This is a genomic window from Paenibacillus sp. V4I7, assembly GCF_030817275.1.
Classification (GTDB): Bacteria; Bacillota; Bacilli; order Paenibacillales; family NBRC-103111; genus Paenibacillus_E.
Genome location: NZ_JAUSZD010000002.1, coordinates 5,416,746 through 5,435,504, shown reverse-complemented (window position 1 = coordinate 5,435,504; position 18,759 = coordinate 5,416,746). Strand labels below are relative to the sequence as shown.

The 18,759-nt window shown below is 45.7% G+C and carries 18 protein-coding genes; 12 read left to right on the top strand and 6 right to left on the bottom strand.

Annotated features, from left to right (window positions below):
• Positions 1-159 precede the first annotated feature (159 nt).
• A complete protein-coding gene (locus QFZ80_RS25380; RefSeq protein WP_307561727.1) occupies positions 160-2,115 on the top strand; it encodes an FAD-dependent oxidoreductase in 1,956 nt (651 codons plus the stop codon).
• Between the two features lie 105 nt (positions 2,116-2,220).
• Here QFZ80_RS25380 and QFZ80_RS25375 read toward each other — a convergent pair whose 3' ends face one another.
• The gene (locus QFZ80_RS25375) at positions 2,221-2,514 is read right to left on the bottom strand and encodes a hypothetical protein (RefSeq protein ID WP_307553268.1); all 294 of its coding nucleotides are present in this window, start codon (positions 2,512-2,514) and stop codon (positions 2,221-2,223) included.
• 290 nt (positions 2,515-2,804) lie between these two features.
• Positions 2,805-3,197 carry a DoxX family protein gene (locus tag QFZ80_RS25370; protein WP_307553269.1) on the bottom strand — a complete coding sequence of 131 codons (393 nt, stop codon included), beginning with the start codon at positions 3,195-3,197 and terminating at the stop codon, positions 2,805-2,807.
• A 122-nt stretch (positions 3,198-3,319) separates the two neighbouring features.
• Here QFZ80_RS25370 and QFZ80_RS25365 point away from each other — a divergent pair, with 122 nt between their 5' ends.
• The 4 genes from QFZ80_RS25365 to QFZ80_RS25350 all read left to right on the top strand — a co-directional run bounded on the left by QFZ80_RS25365 (position 3,320) and on the right by QFZ80_RS25350 (position 8,052).
• Positions 3,320-3,625 carry a winged helix-turn-helix transcriptional regulator gene (locus QFZ80_RS25365; RefSeq protein ID WP_056836252.1) on the top strand — a complete coding sequence of 102 codons (306 nt, stop codon included), beginning with the start codon at positions 3,320-3,322 and terminating at the stop codon, positions 3,623-3,625.
• A 446-nt stretch (positions 3,626-4,071) separates the two neighbouring features.
• Positions 4,072-5,337 carry a histidine--tRNA ligase gene (hisS, locus tag QFZ80_RS25360; RefSeq protein ID WP_307553270.1) on the top strand — a complete coding sequence of 422 codons (1,266 nt, stop codon included), beginning with the start codon at positions 4,072-4,074 and terminating at the stop codon, positions 5,335-5,337.
• A gap of 152 nt (positions 5,338-5,489) precedes the next feature.
• Positions 5,490-7,271 carry an aspartate--tRNA ligase gene (gene aspS, locus QFZ80_RS25355; RefSeq protein WP_307553271.1) on the top strand — a complete coding sequence of 594 codons (1,782 nt, stop codon included), beginning with the start codon at positions 5,490-5,492 and terminating at the stop codon, positions 7,269-7,271.
• Positions 7,272-7,296: 25 nt separating this feature from the next.
• Positions 7,297-8,052, top strand: a complete 756-nt coding sequence (locus QFZ80_RS25350) for a tRNA threonylcarbamoyladenosine dehydratase (RefSeq protein ID WP_307553272.1) — start codon at positions 7,297-7,299, stop codon at positions 8,050-8,052.
• 66 nt (positions 8,053-8,118) lie between these two features.
• On the opposite strand, the gene QFZ80_RS25345 is transcribed toward QFZ80_RS25350, so the two are convergent.
• On the bottom strand, positions 8,119-8,391 hold the full coding sequence (locus QFZ80_RS25345; protein ID WP_307561725.1) for a hypothetical protein: 273 nt from the start codon (positions 8,389-8,391) through the stop codon (positions 8,119-8,121).
• 256 nt (positions 8,392-8,647) lie between these two features.
• On the opposite strand from QFZ80_RS25345, the gene ltrA reads away from it, so the two are divergent.
• From ltrA to QFZ80_RS25325, 4 genes are all read left to right on the top strand, one after another.
• A complete protein-coding gene (ltrA, locus tag QFZ80_RS25340) occupies positions 8,648-9,910 on the top strand; it encodes a group II intron reverse transcriptase/maturase (protein WP_307561723.1) in 1,263 nt (420 codons plus the stop codon).
• Positions 9,911-10,347: 437 nt separating this feature from the next.
• Entirely contained in the window at positions 10,348-10,887 is a 540-nt protein-coding gene (locus QFZ80_RS25335; RefSeq protein WP_307553273.1) for a PadR family transcriptional regulator, read from the top strand.
• A 7-nt stretch (positions 10,888-10,894) separates the two neighbouring features.
• The gene (locus tag QFZ80_RS25330; protein ID WP_307561721.1) at positions 10,895-12,430 is read left to right on the top strand and encodes an MFS transporter; all 1,536 of its coding nucleotides are present in this window, start codon (positions 10,895-10,897) and stop codon (positions 12,428-12,430) included.
• A gap of 184 nt (positions 12,431-12,614) precedes the next feature.
• Positions 12,615-13,934 (top strand): replication-associated recombination protein A, encoded by a 1,320-nt coding sequence (locus QFZ80_RS25325; protein ID WP_171693780.1) that lies wholly within the window; start codon positions 12,615-12,617, stop codon positions 13,932-13,934.
• Here QFZ80_RS25325 and QFZ80_RS25320 read toward each other — a convergent pair.
• From QFZ80_RS25320 to mnmA, 3 genes are all read right to left on the bottom strand, one after another.
• Positions 13,929-14,342 carry a DUF3889 domain-containing protein gene (locus QFZ80_RS25320; protein WP_307553275.1) on the bottom strand — a complete coding sequence of 138 codons (414 nt, stop codon included), beginning with the start codon at positions 14,340-14,342 and terminating at the stop codon, positions 13,929-13,931. The genes QFZ80_RS25325 and QFZ80_RS25320 overlap by 6 nt on opposite strands.
• A 156-nt stretch (positions 14,343-14,498) precedes the next feature.
• The gene (locus tag QFZ80_RS25315) at positions 14,499-15,200 is read right to left on the bottom strand and encodes an AlkZ-related protein (protein WP_307561719.1); all 702 of its coding nucleotides are present in this window, start codon (positions 15,198-15,200) and stop codon (positions 14,499-14,501) included.
• A 30-nt stretch (positions 15,201-15,230) separates the two neighbouring features.
• Positions 15,231-16,319, bottom strand: coding sequence for a tRNA 2-thiouridine(34) synthase MnmA (gene mnmA / locus QFZ80_RS25310; protein ID WP_307561717.1), 1,089 nt, complete (start codon positions 16,317-16,319; stop codon positions 15,231-15,233).
• Positions 16,320-16,629: 310 nt separating this feature from the next.
• Here mnmA and cymR point away from each other — a divergent pair, with 310 nt between their 5' ends.
• Genes cymR through QFZ80_RS25295 form a run of 3 tightly spaced genes read left to right on the top strand, consistent with a single transcriptional unit; the run spans position 16,630 to position 18,757 of the window.
• Positions 16,630-17,049 (top strand): cysteine metabolism transcriptional regulator CymR, encoded by a 420-nt coding sequence (cymR, locus tag QFZ80_RS25305; protein WP_029196904.1) that lies wholly within the window; start codon positions 16,630-16,632, stop codon positions 17,047-17,049.
• A gap of 9 nt (positions 17,050-17,058) precedes the next feature.
• Complete coding sequence (locus QFZ80_RS25300; RefSeq protein ID WP_307553278.1) at positions 17,059-18,207, top strand: cysteine desulfurase family protein; 1,149 nt, start codon at positions 17,059-17,061, stop codon at positions 18,205-18,207.
• Between the two features lie 28 nt (positions 18,208-18,235).
• The gene (locus QFZ80_RS25295; protein ID WP_307553279.1) at positions 18,236-18,757 is read left to right on the top strand and encodes a PRC-barrel domain-containing protein; all 522 of its coding nucleotides are present in this window, start codon (positions 18,236-18,238) and stop codon (positions 18,755-18,757) included.
• Positions 18,758-18,759 lie beyond the last annotated feature (2 nt).

Genomic DNA, 18,759 nt, shown 5'->3' with positions numbered 1-18,759 from the left:
TGTTCATGCCGTAAAATTTCTCTACACGTTCAAAATGTGATAAACTAACAAGTGATGTTTTTTGGCTATTATTTAATTGACTGTTTCCAGAAGCTTATCAAAACCTTTATTCGGTAAGCCGTATGAAAAGTAGAAGACAAGGTGGGTGCTTTCGTTCTAATGGCAAATTCGAATCGTTACAATTCCACATCCAAAGGTTGGATTTGGTTGATGGGGAGTTTGATTCTACTCGCGGTGCTGGCAGCTGCTGCATCCTTGTATTATCAATATAAACACCTTTCACATGGTGCGCATAGCGCCACGAAACAGGAGCTGGAAAAAGTTAAATCCGTCAAAAAGGCGAAGGAAACATACGATGTCATCGTCGTAGGGACAGATCCGGAAGGCCTTGCAGCAGCTGTATCGGCAGCACGCAACGGGCTTAACACGCTGCTCGTGGACGGACGCAATCGGGAGATGTTGGGCGGTTTGATGACGCTTGGTGGTCTGAATACGATTGACATGAACTACATGCCCAAAGTGAATCCGCTTGGCAAGGAGGAAGTCTTCAACAAGGGGTTTTTCTCCGAATGGTATAATCGGATTGAAGGCGATTCCTTCGATGTCAACACGGCAGCGAATGTGTTCAACCAGTTGGTCAGCGCTGAGAAAAATATCGACATCCTTTTACATACACAAAAGATTGAACCTGTGCTCGGCCCAGCCACAAGTGGAAGCGTACCCGTGCAGGGTGCTGTGTTGACACTTGCTGACGGCAGCAAACAGACCGTGAGAGCTGGTGCTGTAATTGACGCTACACAGGATGCGGATTTTGCCGCAGCTGCAGGCGTACCATTCACATTTGGTCGCGAGGATCTGGGCGATCCCAAGTCGCGGATGGCTGTGACCTTGGTGTTCAAACTCAAGAACGTTACGTCTGAGATATGGGACAAAATGGCGAAGCGCCTGAACAACGATAATTCCGACGGCACCGGTGTGAACGAGGTCAGCGTCTGGGGTTACGGAGAGATGAGTAGCTATCCGCCAGTTAACAAAGAACGTGCAAAGATGCGCGGTTTGAATATGGGCAGACAGAACGATAACACGGCACTCGTAAATTCATTGCAAATTTTTAATGTGGATACGTTCGATCCCAAGTCGGTGCAGGAAGCGATTGACATTGCGAACAAAGAGCTGCCGAATGTCGTCGCTTACATGAAACAAACGTTCCCTGAGTTTGCCGGGGTTGAACTGGACGGCACAGCATCGGAATTGTATGTCCGCGAAACGCGGCATATTCAAGGGGAATATCGGCTGAATATCGTAGATGTATGTACGAATGGCGATCAGTGGGATCGAATTGGTTTTGGTTCGTATCCGGTTGACATTCAGCGGACATCGCCAACGGATAACGGCAATGTCGTCTGCGATCCGACGCAGTATGCGATTCCGTTTCGCAGCATCGTGCCGCTCAAAGTGGATGGTTTGCTGGTCGCTAGTAAAGCAGCGAGCTATGATACATTGCCTCATGGAAGTGCGCGTGTGATCCCGAACGGCATGGCGGTAGGCCAGGCGGCAGGCACTGCGGCGAAGCTAGCCCAGCTGGAGAAGCTGACGTTCCGCCAAATGTCGGCCTCCAAAGAGGCGATAGCGAAGCTGCAGGAGCAGTTGAATGCCCAAGGGATGGAGATTAAGCCGATTGAGCTGAAGCCGGAACCTTTTATGGAGCATAAAGCATATGAAGGTCTCAAAACGGCTTTAATGCTCGGATTGGCATCCGGGGCGTACTCTAATAACTTCCTCTTGGATGAAGCGGCTAATCCAAAACGGATGGTCAATCTTGTCAGCGGCGCTAAGAAGATGAAGTCAGATGCCTGGATCGGTGATGTTAGTCAAGCTATAGTGAATCTGCAAAATGCAGATAAAATACCGTTGACACTAGAACAAGCCAGCTATACAATCACACAAGCGTTAGGGTTGAAAGCTACATCTACTGAAGCGCAATCCAAGTTAGTGGAGAATAAGCTGCTAACAGAAACGACCGTTAAACTTATTGCCGACAAGCAAAAGTTAACGAATGCGGACACATATTTGCTTATTAAAGATTTAAAAGTTGGCGTTACTGGTAAGCCATAGAACAACAAATAAGAGCCTTAATGCCGCTTATAGATGTGGCACTAGGGCTCTTAACTTTTCGAAGCTAAGGAAGTTTTTGTGAGTACGCTTACATTCTTACGCTGTTCAGTCTGCGTCCGCAGCATCCTCTTCTGCTTGCACCGAATCTTCCGAATCTTCTTCGGCTGATTCTTCACTTTCCGCTTCGGCATCCTCCTCGGACACATCCTCAGCTTCAACTTCTTCCTCATCAGATGCTTCTTCTTCCGCTTCCTGAGCTTCGTCCGATTCTTCAATGGCCTCTTCTTCGGCTGTTTCTTCAGCTACTTCTTCTTCAACTTCGGCTTCGGTTTCGGAATCTTCAGAGAAGAGCACCACTAGATCTTGCCGTTCCTCTTGAAACTCGTTTTGTATTGTCATTGTTACAGCCTCCTGATGATAAATTCAAGGCCATCTGCCTTGTTGTACATCTATATGTGAAAATGGTCTGAATATACGGTGAAAATAAATGAAAATGATTGAAAATACGGAGAAAATGCTGTAATGAAATTGTAATTTAATTTTCATATCTCTTTAATCAAGTAGGGATATAATAAACGTCGACCCCCTTTAAAATATATTTACTTGAGGCCTGCAGCCCTTGTGCTGCAGGCTATTTTCTTTGCACAAAAAAACCGTCACAGCTTGTGCTGGACGGCCTAATAACATTTTTACATCAAAGCATCTAAGGAATATTCACCGGCTCCGATAAGGGCAACACCAACAGCGATAGCAATAAGCGTTAAATTGTATTCATAACCATTGGAAGTTACCCAGTAACCGTTTTTGGCATGAACTTTAATGATAGCAACAAGCATAGTTAGTACGATAAGAGCAGCACCTAATGGTGTCCAAAGACCTGCGGCGAAGAGAAGCCCACCTGCAATTTCCGCTAAACCTGCAAGAACAGCCATGAGCACACCTGGTTTGATTCCTATTGAATCGAAGAAACCTCCCGTACCTTTGGGACCATAGCCACCAAACCATCCAAATACTTTTTGTGAACCATGCGCCGCGAATGATAAACCGATCACTAAACGAATAATAAGTAGACCTAACGCCATTACTAACAACTCCTCTATTAATATACTTTATTTAATGACTTACTTTATGTTAGTATATTATTACGAAGCACTTACTTTTGTCAAGCGACTATGCTAAAATTGTTTATAAGGAGATGATTTATATGGAAGACTATCAACTGTGTCCCAAATTCGAGAATGCTTTTGAACTTCTAGGAAAGCGTTGGACAGGACTTATTGTTCATGTCTTGCTTTCTGGACCGAAGCGCTTTAAAGATATATCAGTTCTCATCCCGAGTATGAGTGATCGCATGCTTTCGGAGAGATTCAAGGAACTCGAGGCTGCAGAGATCATCATCCGTCATGTATACCCAGAAACGCCAGTTCGGATTGAGTATGAATTAACCGCCAAAGGAAAAGGGCTTAAACCCGTTATGGACGAGTTGCAAAAATGGGCGGACTTACATTAACTAATATAGTGGAGCTAAAGGAGGGTTAGTACTTCTATCTCTTGACTTTGTATCTGCCAATGTTTACAATAAACAATATTGTAATTCGATAATTTTGTGATCCGTTGAAGGGACAAAGTAAGTCGCCCCCACATAAGCAGAGAAGGAAGTCTAGGCTGCAAGCTTCCTATGATGAGCGAACGAAAAGACCTCCCCGAGGACCGGCTGGGAATAGCATATTGGCTGATGTCAATTTGCCTAGTAGCAGCTGTGCGTATAGCGGGCGTTAACCGTAAAGAGCAGAAGTCTGTTTCGTTGCCTCTGGCAATCGATAGCAGCATTTCTGAATGTGGGTGGTACCACGGGTGAATTTGTTAATCAAATCTCTCGTCCCTGACGTTAGTCGGGGGTGGGAGATTTTTTTGTTGTTATTTGACAGGAACGACAGATAAGAGGAGGCCCAGCACATGAGCATTCAAAAGCCAAAAGGCACACAGGATCTTCTTCCCGGTGAGGTGGAGAAGTGGCAGTACCTAGAGAGCAAAGCAAGAGACTTGTGCCAAAGATTTAATTACAAAGAAATTCGTTCGCCGATATTTGAGGATACCGAATTGTTCATTAGAGGCGTCGGAGAAACGACAGATATCGTGGGCAAAGAGATGTACACCTTTCTCGATAAAGGGGACCGCAGTATGACGCTTCGCCCCGAGGGAACAGCTGGTGTTGTTAGGGCTTATGTAGAGAATAAGCTTTACGGGATTCCCGATTTAACGAAACTTTATTACGTAGGACCTATGTTTCGCTATGAGCAGCCACAGGCTGGGAGATTTCGCCAGTTCCATCAGTTCGGCATTGAAGCTTTCGGATCCGTTGATCCAAGCATTGACGCTGAAGTGGTTGCGCTTGGTTATACGTTCTATAAAGAAATTGGTCTTAAGGAAGTAACCGTTGAAATTAATTCCGTTGGCACACCAGCGGTTAGAACGGTTTACCGTGAGAAGCTGCAGGAGTTCTTCGCACCTGTCAAGCATTTGCTTTGTAAAGATTGTCAGTCTAGATTTGATCGTAATCCGATGCGAATTCTTGATTGCAAAGTGGATCAAAAGTATGGCGAAGGCGCTCCAGAAATTTTAGATTATTTGGATGAAGAGTGCACGTCGCATTTCGCGCTGGTCCAAGAGCATTTAACAGCGATGGAAATCCCGTATCGGATTAATCCGCGCCTTGTTCGCGGTCTTGATTACTACACGCATACAGCATTTGAGTACAAAGCAGCCGGGATCGGCGCGATTGATACGATTGGCGGAGGCGGACGATACAATGGTCTAGTTGAGCAGATTGGCGGCCATGGCAACGATCAGCCGGGAGTTGGCTTGGGTCTTGGCCTTGAGCGTATTCTGCTCGTACTGCAGGCGCAAGGTGTCGATATTCCGAAGCCAGAGCCGTTGGATGTATATTTGATCGGTCTAGGAGACGCAGCGGAGAAGGAAGTAACGAAGCTGCTGCACCAGCTTAGAGTGCAAGGACTGAAAGCAGAGAAGGATTACCAAGGTCGTAAAATGAAGGCACAAATGAAATCTGCTGACCGTTTTCAAGCCACCTATGTGGCGATTCTTGGAGATGACGAATTGGTGCGCGGCGAAATTACGATGAAGAAGATGGATACAGGCAGTCAACTGACTGTGAGTTTAGCCGATCTTGCCTCGAACGCTGCAAAGACACTTTTCGAATAGATAGTTTTAGAAGCATAAAAACAAAGGAGAGACTTTGAGTTCCACTCAAAGATCCCGACAAAGGAGAGACTTTGAGCTACACTCAAAGATCCCGACAAAGGAGAGACTTTGAGCTACACTCAAAGATCCCTATATTAGGAGGAAAAATAATCATGATGCTCAAAACACATCATTGTGGGCAGCTTACTAAAGCTCAGGTAGGACAGACAGTTACACTAAACGGGTGGGTGCAAAGAAGACGTGACTTAGGTGGCGTTCTATTCATCGATCTACGCGATCGCAGCGGGCTTGTACAGACTGTATTTAACCCAGACTTCTCAGGGGATGCACTTGCCATTGCTGACCGCGCTCGTAATGAATACGTGCTTGCTGTTAAAGGGAAAGTTGTAGAACGTGATGCCGAAACAGTCAACAAAAATATTACAACGGGTGAAATTGAGATTCAGGTGACTGAAATCGAAATTATGAATGCAGCCAAAACACCTCCTTTCTTCATCGAAGACGGCGTAGATGTGGATGAAGCCGTACGTTTGAAATATCGTTATCTGGACCTGCGTCGTCCGGAAATGCAAAAAACATTAATGCTTCGCTCCAAAGCGTCCAAAGTATTCCGTAATTTCTTAGATGATCAAGGATTTGTTGAAGTTGAAACACCGATTTTGACAAAAAGCACACCGGAAGGCGCTCGCGATTACTTGGTGCCAAGCCGCGTGCATCCGGGCGAATTTTTCGCACTTCCGCAATCCCCGCAAATCTTTAAGCAATTGTTGATGGTTAGTGGTTTAGAGCGTTACTACCAAATCGCACGCTGTTTCCGCGATGAGGATCTTCGTGCAGACCGTCAGCCTGAATTTACTCAAGTCGACATTGAGACTTCCTTCATTTCTCAAGATCAACTGCTTGAAATCTTGGAAGAACTCGTAGTCAAATTAATGCAAGAAACAGCACAAGTCGAAATCCCGCGTCCATTCCAACGTATTACGTATGCGGATGCCATGGCGAAATATGGTTCGGATAAACCGGATCTTCGTTTTGGTCTAGAACTTGAAGATGTTTCTGATATCGTTGAAACTTCAGGTGTTCAAGTGTTTGCAAACGTCGTTAAAGGCGGCGGTCAAGTAAAAGCTTTGAACGCGAAAGGTTGCGGCACATGGAGTCGTAAAGAAATCGATGACCTCTTGCCATTCGCAGCACGTTATGGCGCAAAAGGCTTAGCTTGGATTCAAGTGAAAGACGGCGAATTCAAAGGGCCTATCGTGAAATTCTTCAATGAAGCTGAAATCGCTGCATTAACAGAGCGTTTGGGCGTAGAAGAAGGGGATTTGCTTCTATTCTCCGCTGATAAGAAAAAAGTTGTTGCCGATGTACTTGGTAACCTTCGTCTGAAAATCGGTCGTGAGCTTGGACTTATCGATGACTCGAAGTTCAAATATGCTTGGGTTGTGGACTTCCCACTTCTTGGCTATGATGAAGAAGCCAAACGTTATGTTGCTGAGCATCATCCGTTCACACGACCAAATGAAGAAGATGTACATTTCTTTGATACAGACCCAGGTCAAATTCGTGCTCAAGCTTACGATCTTGTCTTGAACGGATATGAAGTGGGCGGCGGTTCGATGCGTATTTACCAACGTGAAGTGCAGGAGAAAATGTTCGGTGCGCTTGGCTTCTCCAAAGAGGAAGCTGTTGAGAAATTCGGCTTCCTACTTGAAGCCTTTGAGTATGGAACACCTCCGCACGGCGGATTTGCTTTTGGCTTCGACCGTTTGGTGATGCTGATCACAGGCCGCACGAATTTGAGAGAAACGATTGCATTCCCGAAAACAGCAAGCGCAACTGACTTGTTAACCGATGCACCGGGTACTGTAGACGACAAACAGCTCGAACAGCTGTCGATTCGCTTAGCGCTTAAGCAGCCTGCTGCTAAAGCCTAAGAACATTGAAAGAGGAAGTGTCTCTATGCTTCACCAATTTTCTCGAACTGAGCTAGCGATTGGCCCTGAGGGCCTTGAAATCATGAAAAATAGCACGGTTGCCGTGCTAGGCATTGGCGGTGTAGGTTCAATCGCTGCTGAAGCACTAGCGCGTACAGGGGTTGGACGTCTTATTCTGATCGACAAAGATGTTGTCGACATCACGAATATTAATCGTCAGATTCATGCGCTTACGACAACGGTAGGTCAGCCTAAGGCAGACCTGATGCGCGATCGAATCAAATTAATTAACCCGGATTGCGATGTCATCGCGCTGAGGATGTTTTACACAGAGGAAACGTACGAGGAAGTATTCGCATATCCAATCGATTACGTATTGGACGCAAGTGATACCATCTCTTATAAAATCCATCTGATCAAGCAGTGTCTGGAGCGGAAGATCCCAATCGTTTCCAGCATGGGCGCAGCCAATAAAATGGATCCGTCACAGTTCAAAGTAGCGGATATCTCCAAAACGAGCATGGATCCTATTGCACGTGTGGTTCGTCAAAAACTGCGCAAGGAAGGGATCAAAAAGGGCGTGAAGGTCGTATTTTCGACGGAAGCGCCGATGAAACCCCGCGAAGATGTCACGCAGCAAATCGTTCCCGAGAACGCACCAGAAATTCGCAAAGCGAAACAACCACCGGCGAGCAATGCTTTTGTTCCGCCTGTGGCAGGACTAATCATGGTGAGTGTGGCTGTGAAAGAACTATTGGAAATTGGTTTGAAGAAGAAATAAAAAAACGGATGCCCATTGGAAGATGGGCATCCGTTTTTTTATGTGCGCCCAGCATGGGCGCTATCTCTAGGGTTCAAGTCCCGAATGGTGAAGGCAGTAGTAGCCATAGCTTAAGGCAAGGGTGTCCATCGCGAGGTGGAATCTGAAGGAAGCCGGCGGCAAATCTCCGGTCTGAGGAACACGAACTTCATATAAGGCTAATGTACGTTGGATGAGACTGCATAACAAGTTAAAATCCTTACTGCCAAAGGCGTACGAGAGTAAATGAAGCAGATAGATGGAGAGGAAGATAGCGCTCTTACCTGGGGAGATCTGTACGGAACGCGGAGCAATCTCCATAACCCTACTTGTGAAAGTAGGCTGAGCGTACAGAAGTCAGCAGAAGCCATAGTACGCTTCGGTTGCAACACGAAGCGGAAGGGCTGAACATGAAGTTGGTATTTGTACATCAAGGCGTTCAGGATGAGTGATGAAAGCAGAAAATCTGAAAGGACCTGACTGGAGAAGGAAACGGTGAATCCCGTGTGGGGCTTCGGCAGGGCATAATTCATCTTGGCACAAGAGGAAGGTACAAATCACGTAAGGAGTTGTAGAAATGCTAGAACATTTGCTGTCACGGGAAAATCTCCTTGAAGCATTAAAACGTGTGGAGGCGAACAAAGGAAGCCACGGCGTAGATGGTATGTCCGTAAAATCCTTACGAGAACACATCAAACAAAACTGGCAGACCATACGGCAAGCGATAGAAGAAGGAACCTACCAACCTAGCCCCGTGCGTCGGGTCGAAATCCCGAAACCCAGCGGCGGAGATGTGAGGTTGTTAGGTGTACCTACCGTAACAGATCGAATGCTTCAGCAAGCCATCGCCCAGGTGTTAACACCACTGTTTGATCCACAGTTTTCCGAGCACAGCTATGGATTTCGTCCTAAAAGGCGAGGACATGATGCAGTAAGGAAAGCTAGAGAATTCATGAAAGAAGGATATCGTTTCGTAGTCGATCTGGATCTGGAGAAATTCTTTGACCGCGTCAATCATGACCGACTCATGATGAAGATTTCGGAGAAAGTAAAGGACAAGAAAGTTCTTCTGCTTATCCGCAAATACCTTCAATCGGGCGTGATGGAGGACGGAATGGTTAAACCGACATCAGAAGGAACGCCACAGGGCGGTCCGCTCAGTCCGTTACTATCCAACATCGTACTGGACGAACTGGACAAAGAACTAGAGAAGCGTGGACACCGATTCGTCCGCTATGCGGACGACTGCAACCTCTACGTGAAAACGAAAAGAGCAGGCGAGCGAGTAAAGGCATCCGTAACCCGATTCATCGAGACAAGGCTGAAACTCAAGGTAAACCAAGCTAAAAGCGCAGTGGACCGACCATGGAAACGGAAGTTTCTCGGATTTAGTTTCAGCGTGAACAAAGAGCCGAAGGTGAGGATTGCCAAGCAATCCCTACAAAAAGCGGAGGCTAAGATTCGAGAGATAACGTCTCGAAGAAAGTCGATGAAGATGGAAGAGCGAATCAAGGAACTGAACCAATACCTTATCGGATGGTGCAGGTACTTCTCGCTTGCGGATACGCCAATCGTCTTTCAAAGATTGGACTCATGGATTCGAAGAAGGCTACGAATGTGCCTTTGGAAGCAATGGAAGTTACCAAAGACCAAAGTAAAAAGGCTGTTATCTCTAGGAACTCCTAAAGATAAGGCCTTTGAATGGGGGAATACCCGTAAAGGGTACTGGCGTATTGCAAGTAGCCCAATTCTACAACGAGCATTGGATAACCAATATTGGAAGACCAATGGTTTGAATAGCCTGTTGGACAGATACAACTCTTTACGGAATTTTTCATGAACCGCCGTATACCGAACGGTATGTACGGTGGTGTGAGAGGTCGGGGGCTAGCCGCCCCCTCCTACTCGATTTGCCCTGATTATTCAATGCCTAGGGGCTCGGACGAAAATAAGGGAACTACGATGCGTTGTTTATCGAATTCCTGCCTATTTGCCTCTAAGTGGAAATAGGATGCGCTATTTTGCCATTTAGACGGAATACGGCTTTCATAAAGGAAATAAGGCATTGACGTTCCGCTTCACCAGTCTTACAACGACTTTTTAGCAAAATAACGCATCTACGTTCCCTTTCATAAGGCTCCGGAGGGTATTGTAAAGGTTAAATCAATAAATGTTATATCAGTATTGTATATATCAAACATTTATATGTTGACTCGATATATGTAATCCGATAAATTGTTAATAACGAAGCACACATGAAAAAGGAGGACTTACAGCATGACTAGTCAGGATGTCATTTTAGGAATTTTAATGAAACGCAGTCTATCAGGATACGACATCAAGCATATGTTTGAGACGGTATTTTCCTATTTTTACAATGCAAGCTTTGGCACGATTTATCCTACGCTTAGCAAGATGGAGAAGGAAGGTCTCATTACCAAGGAAAGTGTTATCCAGGATGGAAGACCGAATAAGAATGTCTACTCCATAACGGAGGAAGGCCAAAAGCATTTCAAAGCCTACATGTACAGTCCCATGCAAGCCAATGAATTCAAGTCTGATGCGATGACTCGCTTGTTTTTTGGAGAATTTATTGAGGTTGAGGTCATTATTGAATATTTGGAAAATGGCGTATTGAGTGCGAAAGATGATCTTGAGCGTTTGCGGAAAATGTATGAGAACGGTAAGTCAAAGTCATTAATGTCCCAGACGCAGGAGCTTTGTATTCAAATTGGTATCGAAAATACGGAAAGTACTATGCGAACATTAATGGCCGGAATAGAACGGTTGAGTAATTTAAAAGTGGAAAAGGGGTAAAACGATAGTGGGTAATAAAAAAACAGGTTTTATTATACTGGCAATGGCTTTAGGGCTTTTGATGTCTGCGTTAGATAATACAATTACGGCGGCTGCTATAAGTCATATCATAGGCGATATTAATGGTTTCGATAAGATCAGTTGGGTATTCACAGCGTATATGCTTGCATCTACGAGCACGATGCTTGTTTTCGGAAAGCTGTCGGATATGTTTGGCAGAAAGCTCTTTTATTTGATTGGAATATCCATATTTTTGATCGGTTCGGCACTCTGTGGTACGGCCCAGGATATGACGCAGCTGATCGTATATAGAGCGATTCAGGGGATAGGTTCAGGAGCTATTTTTCCCATTAGTTTCACCATTATTTATACGCTTTTTTCAGATCCCAAAGAGGGGGCTAAGCTGTCAGGGGTATTTGCTGGGATATTCGGCCTATCATCCGTAGCGGGACCGCAAATAGGCACCTTGCTCGCCGAAACCTGGGGTTGGCGCTGGTGTTTCTATGTTAATTTGCCACTGGGTTTACTCTCATTCTTTGTTTTACTTGTTGCTCTTAAGGAAACTCGTTCGACTCGTCGTCCGAAAATTGATTATTTAGGGACGCTATTACTCATTATCTCTACTGTTTCACTCATGCTCGCATTAGAGTTCGGTGGTAAAGATTATACATGGGCGTCCTGGCAAATCATAAGTTTGTTAGCTGTTGCCGTTGTTGTAGGTTTTCTTTTCATTATGGTTGAACGCAGGGCCCAAGAACCCATGCTGCCTTTACCTTTATTCAAAAACCGAATGGTTCTCGGCATGATGTTAGCTTGTCTCTGCCAAGGAGCGATTATGTTCTCGGCTATTGCTTACTTGCCTATTTTCTCAACTGCAGTGCTAGGTCGGGCGAATTCAAATGTTCTTCTGACCCCGATGATGTTTTCTTTAATGGTGGGGGCTGTATTGTTTGGTTTCCTTCAACGTTATTTTAGCTTCCGTGCAGTTATCGCGTTCAGTATGATTACGGGTATTGTCATTAGTTATTTGTTAAGTGTAGTCAGTCATGACGCAGGTAATCTGTATATGATTACCCTGATGGTTATACTTGGCGTAGGGGCAATTGGACCTTTAATGAGTGTTGCTCAGAATGCAGTTGCTCTTAGCGTAGATCCCAAATATATAGGAGTCAGCTCCTCCATCATTGGCTTTTGGCGTAATATAGGAGGGGTTCTCGGAGCTTCGATTATGGCGACTATTGTCAACACTAAATACAACAATCTCATTCAAGTTGGCGCTGCTGAGCACAACATGCCTCTTAATCAATTAACGACTTTAGCTAATCCAGAACATTTGATCCGAGCGGGAGCTGCATTCCCTAGGGAAACGATGAATTTCCTCCGAGATTCACTGGGAACAGCGATTAACCATGGTTTTATCATAAGTATCGTGTTCGGTATTGTCGGACTTGCGGCTACATTCATAGCAGGGCCACTTCGCTTCACGGTACCTGTCCAGCGTCCGGAACCGCAGAATGACAATGCAACTCCTCAGTCTGTATAAATAGTATCAAGAAAGATCCTCCTGGTTTCGTATCAGGGGGATCTTTTCTTACTCGACCGTATATGGATTCGACAACTTCTCTGAAACCAGCAGTAGCAGTTTACTTACAAAACATGACATGATTTCGTGTGCGGGTTATAATAGAGTTTATATCTTTCAATGCAAAGTAAAGGATAATCAACTTATGGACTTGTTTACATATGCTTCTTCACAAGAACCAACAGGAAAGCTGTTAGCTGATCGTATGCGGCCAACATCGCTCGATGAGTATATTGGCCAGGAGCAAATCGTCGGAAAAGGAAAGCTGCTAAGACGAGCGATTGAGGCCGATCAAGTGACCTCAATCTTGCTCTATGGACCCCCGGGCACCGGCAAAACAACATTGGCCAACATCATTGCGAACCGAACACAGGGTGAGTTCATGAAGCTGAACGCCGTAGACGCTTCGGTCAAAGATGTGCGAGAAATTATCGAGCTAGCAAAGACCAATAAAGCGATGTACGGTCGTAAGACGACTCTTTTCTTGGACGAGGTGCATCGCTTCAACACCTCGCGGCAGGATGCGCTGCTACCTGCGGTAGAGCAGGGCATCCTCATCTTCATCGGTGCGACGACAGAGAACCCGTTTCACCATGTGAACGGGGCTCTGCTGTCGCGCTCGACGCTGTTTCAGCTCGAGCCTCTCACGGCGGAGCATGCGCTCATCGCCATGCGAAGAGCCATCGCCGACCCCGTGAAGGGGCTCGGGTTCATGCGCCTCCACGTAGACGAGGAGGCGCTGGAGCACATTGCGCGGATGGCTAATGGCGACATCCGCCGTTCGCTTAACGCGCTGGAGCTTGCAGCGCTCACAACTTCACCTGAACCGGATGGAACGGTTCAGATTACGCTCGAGGTGGCGGAAGAGTCGATCCGCCGCCCCATCGTGAAAGCGGACGAGTCGACACAATACGACGTCTTGTCCGCTTTTCACAAGAGCGTGCGCGGCTCCAGTGATGCCGCGCTGTTCTGGTTCCTATATGCCGTCGAGAAGCTCGGCATGGATCCTATGACGTTCCTGCGGCGTCTTATCGTCGCCTGCAGCGAAGATATCGGCCTTGCCAACCCGCAGGCAATGGTGCAGTCCGTGACGGCCATGGACGCCTATCATAAGATTGGCTGGCCGGAATCCAAATACATCATTTCCCAGGCAATTTTATTCGCTGTGGAGAGTCCAAAGTCTAATTCGATACCGATGGCCATCTCTCGTGCGGAACAGTTGATGGACCAAGTGAAATCTGCGAATGTACCGCTTCATCTGCGTGATACGCACTATAAAGGTGCCGATCAGCTCGGACATAAAGGTTACATGTATCCGCATAATTACCCAGGACACTATGTGAAGCAGCAGTACTTACCCGACGAAATACGAAATGAGATTATCTTTGCAGCTAGTGAGCAGGGGACAGAAGAAAAGATGAAGCTCAATCAGCATAAAAGAAGAGGGACACCTACAGGTTTATAAAATCAGTAGGTTCCCTCTTTTTTCTTGTTCCATATCGATTGTGAAAACCCTCTCTGTAATAGGATCGTACCGAATCGAAACAATCAGCGGAAATTCGACACCCTGATGTCTTACCCAGAAGCGAAACTGCTGCTGTGCAACACCGGGTGCGATAGTCGACCGCCCTAAATATTTATAATCTAATAAAGTGTATATTTTCCCAGCTTCCTGAAAGGCAAGACGGCTCCATTTAGCATATTCAGGATCTTGCTCAGGCATATATTCTATTATAATTTCTTCTGTATTTACCTGTATACTTATCTCTGTACCTATCTCTGTACTTGCCCCTGTACTTGCCTCTGCCCTTGTTTGCAAACTTCCGGACCAACCAACCCAAATAATCAGAAGTACGACTAAGAATCTACCCATTCTCTCACACCTTTCGCGATTATCCTGTGCTTAGAAGTAAGCCTGCATACTTGAAGGGCAAACGGTAAATTTCTACAAGATGCCGGATTATATGTTTGCTGGCACCGTGCTGAAAACAGAAATAGGAGCCCTCAGGGCTCCTATTAATGATCATTCCTATAATTTATAAATCTTACCCAGATAAACACCCGCGGCAGCACTAAACCGTTCTTGAAGCAACGCTCTGAGTTGACTTTTTGCTTCCGGAGTTGGAAGTGTATTCGCCTTAATCCCATGAAGCTCCATCCAATGCTTGGCAGTCATATAGCAGGTGCTGTTCCAGCCGTTCTTGGTGCCATTGGCATTCAGGCGTTCGCTTATACCAGCTATAAGGATATCTGTTTTACTTTGTAGTTCTATCAGTGCTCGGTCGAATTCATTTTTCGACTCCTTGGCTTTCATCCCGATTTTGGAGCGAAGCTCCTTCACATCGATGCCTTCGTTCTCTTCAACGGCTTGGAAAAGTTCGACAGCCGATTTGGGAAGCTCTCCATCTGCATAACGTTCCTCAACAGAATAAGGCTCGTCTAACAAATTCTTAATCAATGGGAAGAGCTCGGCAGAAATCAACAGAGGCTTCTTTGCAAAAAAGCGACCATAAGCGGCAATGCCGTCGCCAGGCAGACGATCTCGCCATAGCCAAGGATCTGTCTCTAGCCCGGTATGCCATTGTTCGTGCACAGTTATAGATTCAAGGGAAGGATGATCCGGTATGAACGAAGAGAGCGGGAGAATACCGACCTCTTTCACGATCTTCGTAACATCCTCATAAGCAGCAGCTTTCCAACCAACATCATTCACTTTGACCATAACGATCATCCTTCCTACTCCTATATCCGACAATCAAACTTACTTATGAACCTTATCAATAACTCCGCCGCCTAAACACACGTCTCCATCATAGAAAACAACGGATTGCCCCGGCGTTACGGCTTTTTGTGGTTTATCGAAGACAACTTCACATGTGCCATCCTCCATAAACGTCAGGACTACGCCTTGGTCGGGCTGACGGTAACGGAATTTGGCTGTGCAGGCATATGTGCCCACAGGTTTGGTTGATGATATCCAGTTCAAATCTGTGGCTGTTAAGCCCTTAGAATATAGCCCCGGATACTGCTCACCTTGAACAACAAGCAATTGATTGTTTTTCAAATCTTTATCTACAACGAACCATGGCTCCCCCGAGCCTGAACCGCCAATACCAAGTCCTTGTCTTTGACCCAGGGTGTAGTACATCAAACCGTCGTGACGCCCTTTGACTTCACCGTTACGAATATCGACCATATTGCCGGGCTTTGCAGGCAAGTATTGGCTGAGGAACTGTTTAAAGTCGCGCTCTCCGATAAAGCAAATTCCAGTGCTGTCTTTCTTTTTAGCTGTGGCTAGACCTGCTGCTTCAGCAATTTCACGAACCTTTGGTTTCGGTAGGTGGCCAATCGGGAACATGGCTTTGGACAGCTGCTGCTGATTGAGTACGTTAAGGAAGTACGTTTGATCTTTGTTGGCATCATTACCACGCAAAAGCACATATTCACCATCTTGCTCTTTCACTTGTGCATAGTGACCTGTTGCAATGTAATCCCCGCCTAGATCAATGACCTTCTGAAGCAATTCCCCGAATTTTATTTCCCGGTTACACATCACATCCGGATTCGGCGTGCGGCCCTTGGTGTACTCATCTAAGAAGTAGGCGAAAACTTTGTCGTAATATTGCTTTTCGAAATTAACTGTATAGAAAGGGATGTCGAGCTGATCGCACACTCTTCTAACATCCTCTGCATCTTCTTCTGCGGTACAATGGCCAAACTCATCGGTATCGTCCCAATTTTTCATAAAAATGCCAATAACCTCGTAGCCCTGTTCCTTAAGCAACAGCGCAGCAACCGAAGAATCGACACCTCCGGACATTCCCAAAATGACACGTGTTTTTTTACTCATAGCTGCGAACCTCTTTTCTATCTTGTGGGACTTTTTTTAAAACTCTTACTATTATACCTCTCTATTGTTCAAAATTAAAATATTTCATGAGAATGTCATTGTTTTTCCCCCACAGAACAAGGAATTTATGATACCATATATACGATATACGGATGTTTAGGAATGTTTTTGCGAAAAATGGAAACGCTGTGTACCAAGATAGGGAAGACCATAGTGTCTGAACGTGGATAAAATAGATGGTAGGCAACAGAAGTTTTTGCAATATCGATCAGACTCCTTGATGGCATATAATGTTGAATGAGGTGTAACTTTGAAAATTTCTACAAAAGGCCGCTATGGTTTAACGATCATGATGGAGCTGGCCAATCGATTTGGTGAAGGACCGACTTCACTCAAAAGTATTGCCGAAAAGCATCAGCTTTCTGAGCATTATCTGGAACAACTTGTAGCTCCGCTTCGCAATGCAGGATTGGTCAAAAGTATTCGTGGTGCTTACGGTGGATATATTCTCTCCAAATCCGCTGAACTAGTAACAGCAGGCGAGGTTATTCGTGTTTTAGAAGGACCAATCAGTCCTGTCGATTTCACCGAGGAAGATGATCCGGCTAAGCGTGATCTGTGGATTCGCATTCGCGATAGTATTGCGGACGTGCTTGATTCTACTACACTTGCTAACTTGATTTCTTTCGAAGACCAAGGCAAGAACGACAACTACATGTTTTACATTTAAGGGTGTCCTATGAATCCCATTTATCTTGATCATGCAGCAACTACACCCGTGCATCCTGAAGTAATGGAAGCAATGCTTCCATTCTATACAGCCTTTTTTGGGAATCCTTCGAGTACACATAGCTTCGGCAGAGCTACTAGAACAGCACTCAACCGGTTTCGGGACGCTATGGCGAAATCGTTAGGCTGTTTACCTGCTGAGCTTATTTTTACAAGCGGAGGGACCGAAAGCAATAACATGGCGATCTTTGGGATCATGAATGCAAACAAGGATGGCAGGAAGCATATCATTACGACGGAGATCGAACATCATGCTGTTTTGCATCCCTGTGAGCGACTGGAGAGCCTCGGGTACGAGGTGACTTACCTTCCAGTAGATCCGACCGGTCTTATTCAAATAGAAGATGTGGAAGCGGCTATTCGTCCTGACACAGCTCTCATTTCCATGATGTATGTGAATAATGAAGTGGGTACGATTCAACCGATCGAGCAAGTAGGCCATCTAGCGCGGAGTCGGCAAATTCCTTTTCATGTAGATGCGGTGCAAGCTTTAGGTAAATTTCCGCTGAATGTTCATGAACTTCCTGTTGATTTAATGAGTTTCTCGGCTCATAAGATATACGGACCCAAAGGTGCAGGCGCATTATTTGTATCGAAGAACACGAGGTTGACACCTCACGTCTATGGCGGCTCTCAGGAGAGAAAGCGCCGCGCAGGTACGGAGAATGTAGCAGCAATTGCAGGCTTTGCTAAAGCTGTGGAAGTTACTCTCCCCATGCTGGATAGCATGAAATCCAATGTCACAGAGTTTCGCGGGCTTATGATAAGCATACTTGAGCAGCAATTAGGCTGCGATAACTTTACGATTAATGGCCACAAGGAACAGTGTATCCCGCATATTCTGAACATCAGCTTCCCAGGTATCTCAACAGAAACACTTCTTATGAATCTGGATTTAGAAGAAGTGGCTGCTGCAAGCGGTTCTGCATGTACGTCAGGTTCACTTGAAGTATCACACGTATTACAAGCTATGAAGCTCCCAGAAAATGTTACGGCCTCCGCGGTTCGATTTAGTTTTGGAATGGGGAATTCTAAAGAACAAATCGAAACAGCTGCCCAGAAAATTGCAACCATTGTCAAGCGGTTGCGTACTATATAGTACCGGGTGGTTCTAGGAGGAATAGAACTTGCGCAAAGCGCATGATTTGATCGGGCTTCCCGTTATTACGGTAGATTCCGGAAAACAAATAGGTCAAGTTAAAGATTTGTTGGTAGGCCCTGATTGGAACATACGAGGTATCATGCTCGAAGTGAAGCATTGGTTCTCCTCCTTACGTTATATACCGTGGGAGGGAATCGTCTCTGCCGGAGAAGATGCCATTACCATACCGAACGAAAGTGTCATTCGCGAGTTTGAGCATGTGGAAGAGTGCCATGCTTTTCTTGAAGGAAGCCGCAAAATTAAAGGTCTTCCCGTCATTACGGTGGGAGGACACAAATTAGGCGTGGTAGAAGATGTTTATTTAAACCAGAATTGGGGTAAACAAATAGTAGGTTATGAATTGTCCGAAGGGTTTATTTCTGATTTAAAGGAAGGGCGAAGATGGCTTCCCATGCCGGTGGCGGCAACCAAAGGGGAAGATGCCATCATAGTGCCTGTACATTGCGCTCAGGAAGTAGAAGAACTCTTCGTATCCAAAGAAGAATAGGG

What these genes read in the sequence shown, in the direction of transcription:
- QFZ80_RS25365 (WP_056836252.1), top strand. Translation starts at nt 3,320, where the DNA reads ATGGAAGACTATCAACTGTGTCCCAAATTCGAGAATGCTTTTGAACTT.
- mnmA (WP_307561717.1), bottom strand. Translation starts at nt 16,319, where the DNA reads ATGAGTAAAAAAACACGTGTCATTTTGGGAATGTCCGGAGGTGTCGAT.
- QFZ80_RS25350 (WP_307553272.1), top strand. Translation starts at nt 7,297, where the DNA reads ATGCTTCACCAATTTTCTCGAACTGAGCTAGCGATTGGCCCTGAGGGC.
- QFZ80_RS25325 (WP_171693780.1), top strand. Translation starts at nt 12,615, where the DNA reads ATGGACTTGTTTACATATGCTTCTTCACAAGAACCAACAGGAAAGCTG.
- QFZ80_RS25345 (WP_307561725.1), bottom strand. Translation starts at nt 8,391, where the DNA reads ATGGAGATTGCTCCGCGTTCCGTACAGATCTCCCCAGGTAAGAGCGCT.
- QFZ80_RS25370 (WP_307553269.1), bottom strand. Translation starts at nt 3,197, where the DNA reads ATGGCGTTAGGTCTACTTATTATTCGTTTAGTGATCGGTTTATCATTC.
- QFZ80_RS25335 (WP_307553273.1), top strand. Translation starts at nt 10,348, where the DNA reads ATGACTAGTCAGGATGTCATTTTAGGAATTTTAATGAAACGCAGTCTA.
- QFZ80_RS25380 (WP_307561727.1), top strand. Translation starts at nt 160, where the DNA reads ATGGCAAATTCGAATCGTTACAATTCCACATCCAAAGGTTGGATTTGG.
- ltrA (WP_307561723.1), top strand. Translation starts at nt 8,648, where the DNA reads ATGCTAGAACATTTGCTGTCACGGGAAAATCTCCTTGAAGCATTAAAA.
- QFZ80_RS25300 (WP_307553278.1), top strand. Translation starts at nt 17,059, where the DNA reads ATGAATCCCATTTATCTTGATCATGCAGCAACTACACCCGTGCATCCT.
- aspS (WP_307553271.1), top strand. Translation starts at nt 5,490, where the DNA reads ATGATGCTCAAAACACATCATTGTGGGCAGCTTACTAAAGCTCAGGTA.
- QFZ80_RS25320 (WP_307553275.1), bottom strand. Translation starts at nt 14,342, where the DNA reads ATGGGTAGATTCTTAGTCGTACTTCTGATTATTTGGGTTGGTTGGTCC.
- QFZ80_RS25375 (WP_307553268.1), bottom strand. Translation starts at nt 2,514, where the DNA reads ATGACAATACAAAACGAGTTTCAAGAGGAACGGCAAGATCTAGTGGTG.
- hisS (WP_307553270.1), top strand. Translation starts at nt 4,072, where the DNA reads ATGAGCATTCAAAAGCCAAAAGGCACACAGGATCTTCTTCCCGGTGAG.
- QFZ80_RS25315 (WP_307561719.1), bottom strand. Translation starts at nt 15,200, where the DNA reads ATGATCGTTATGGTCAAAGTGAATGATGTTGGTTGGAAAGCTGCTGCT.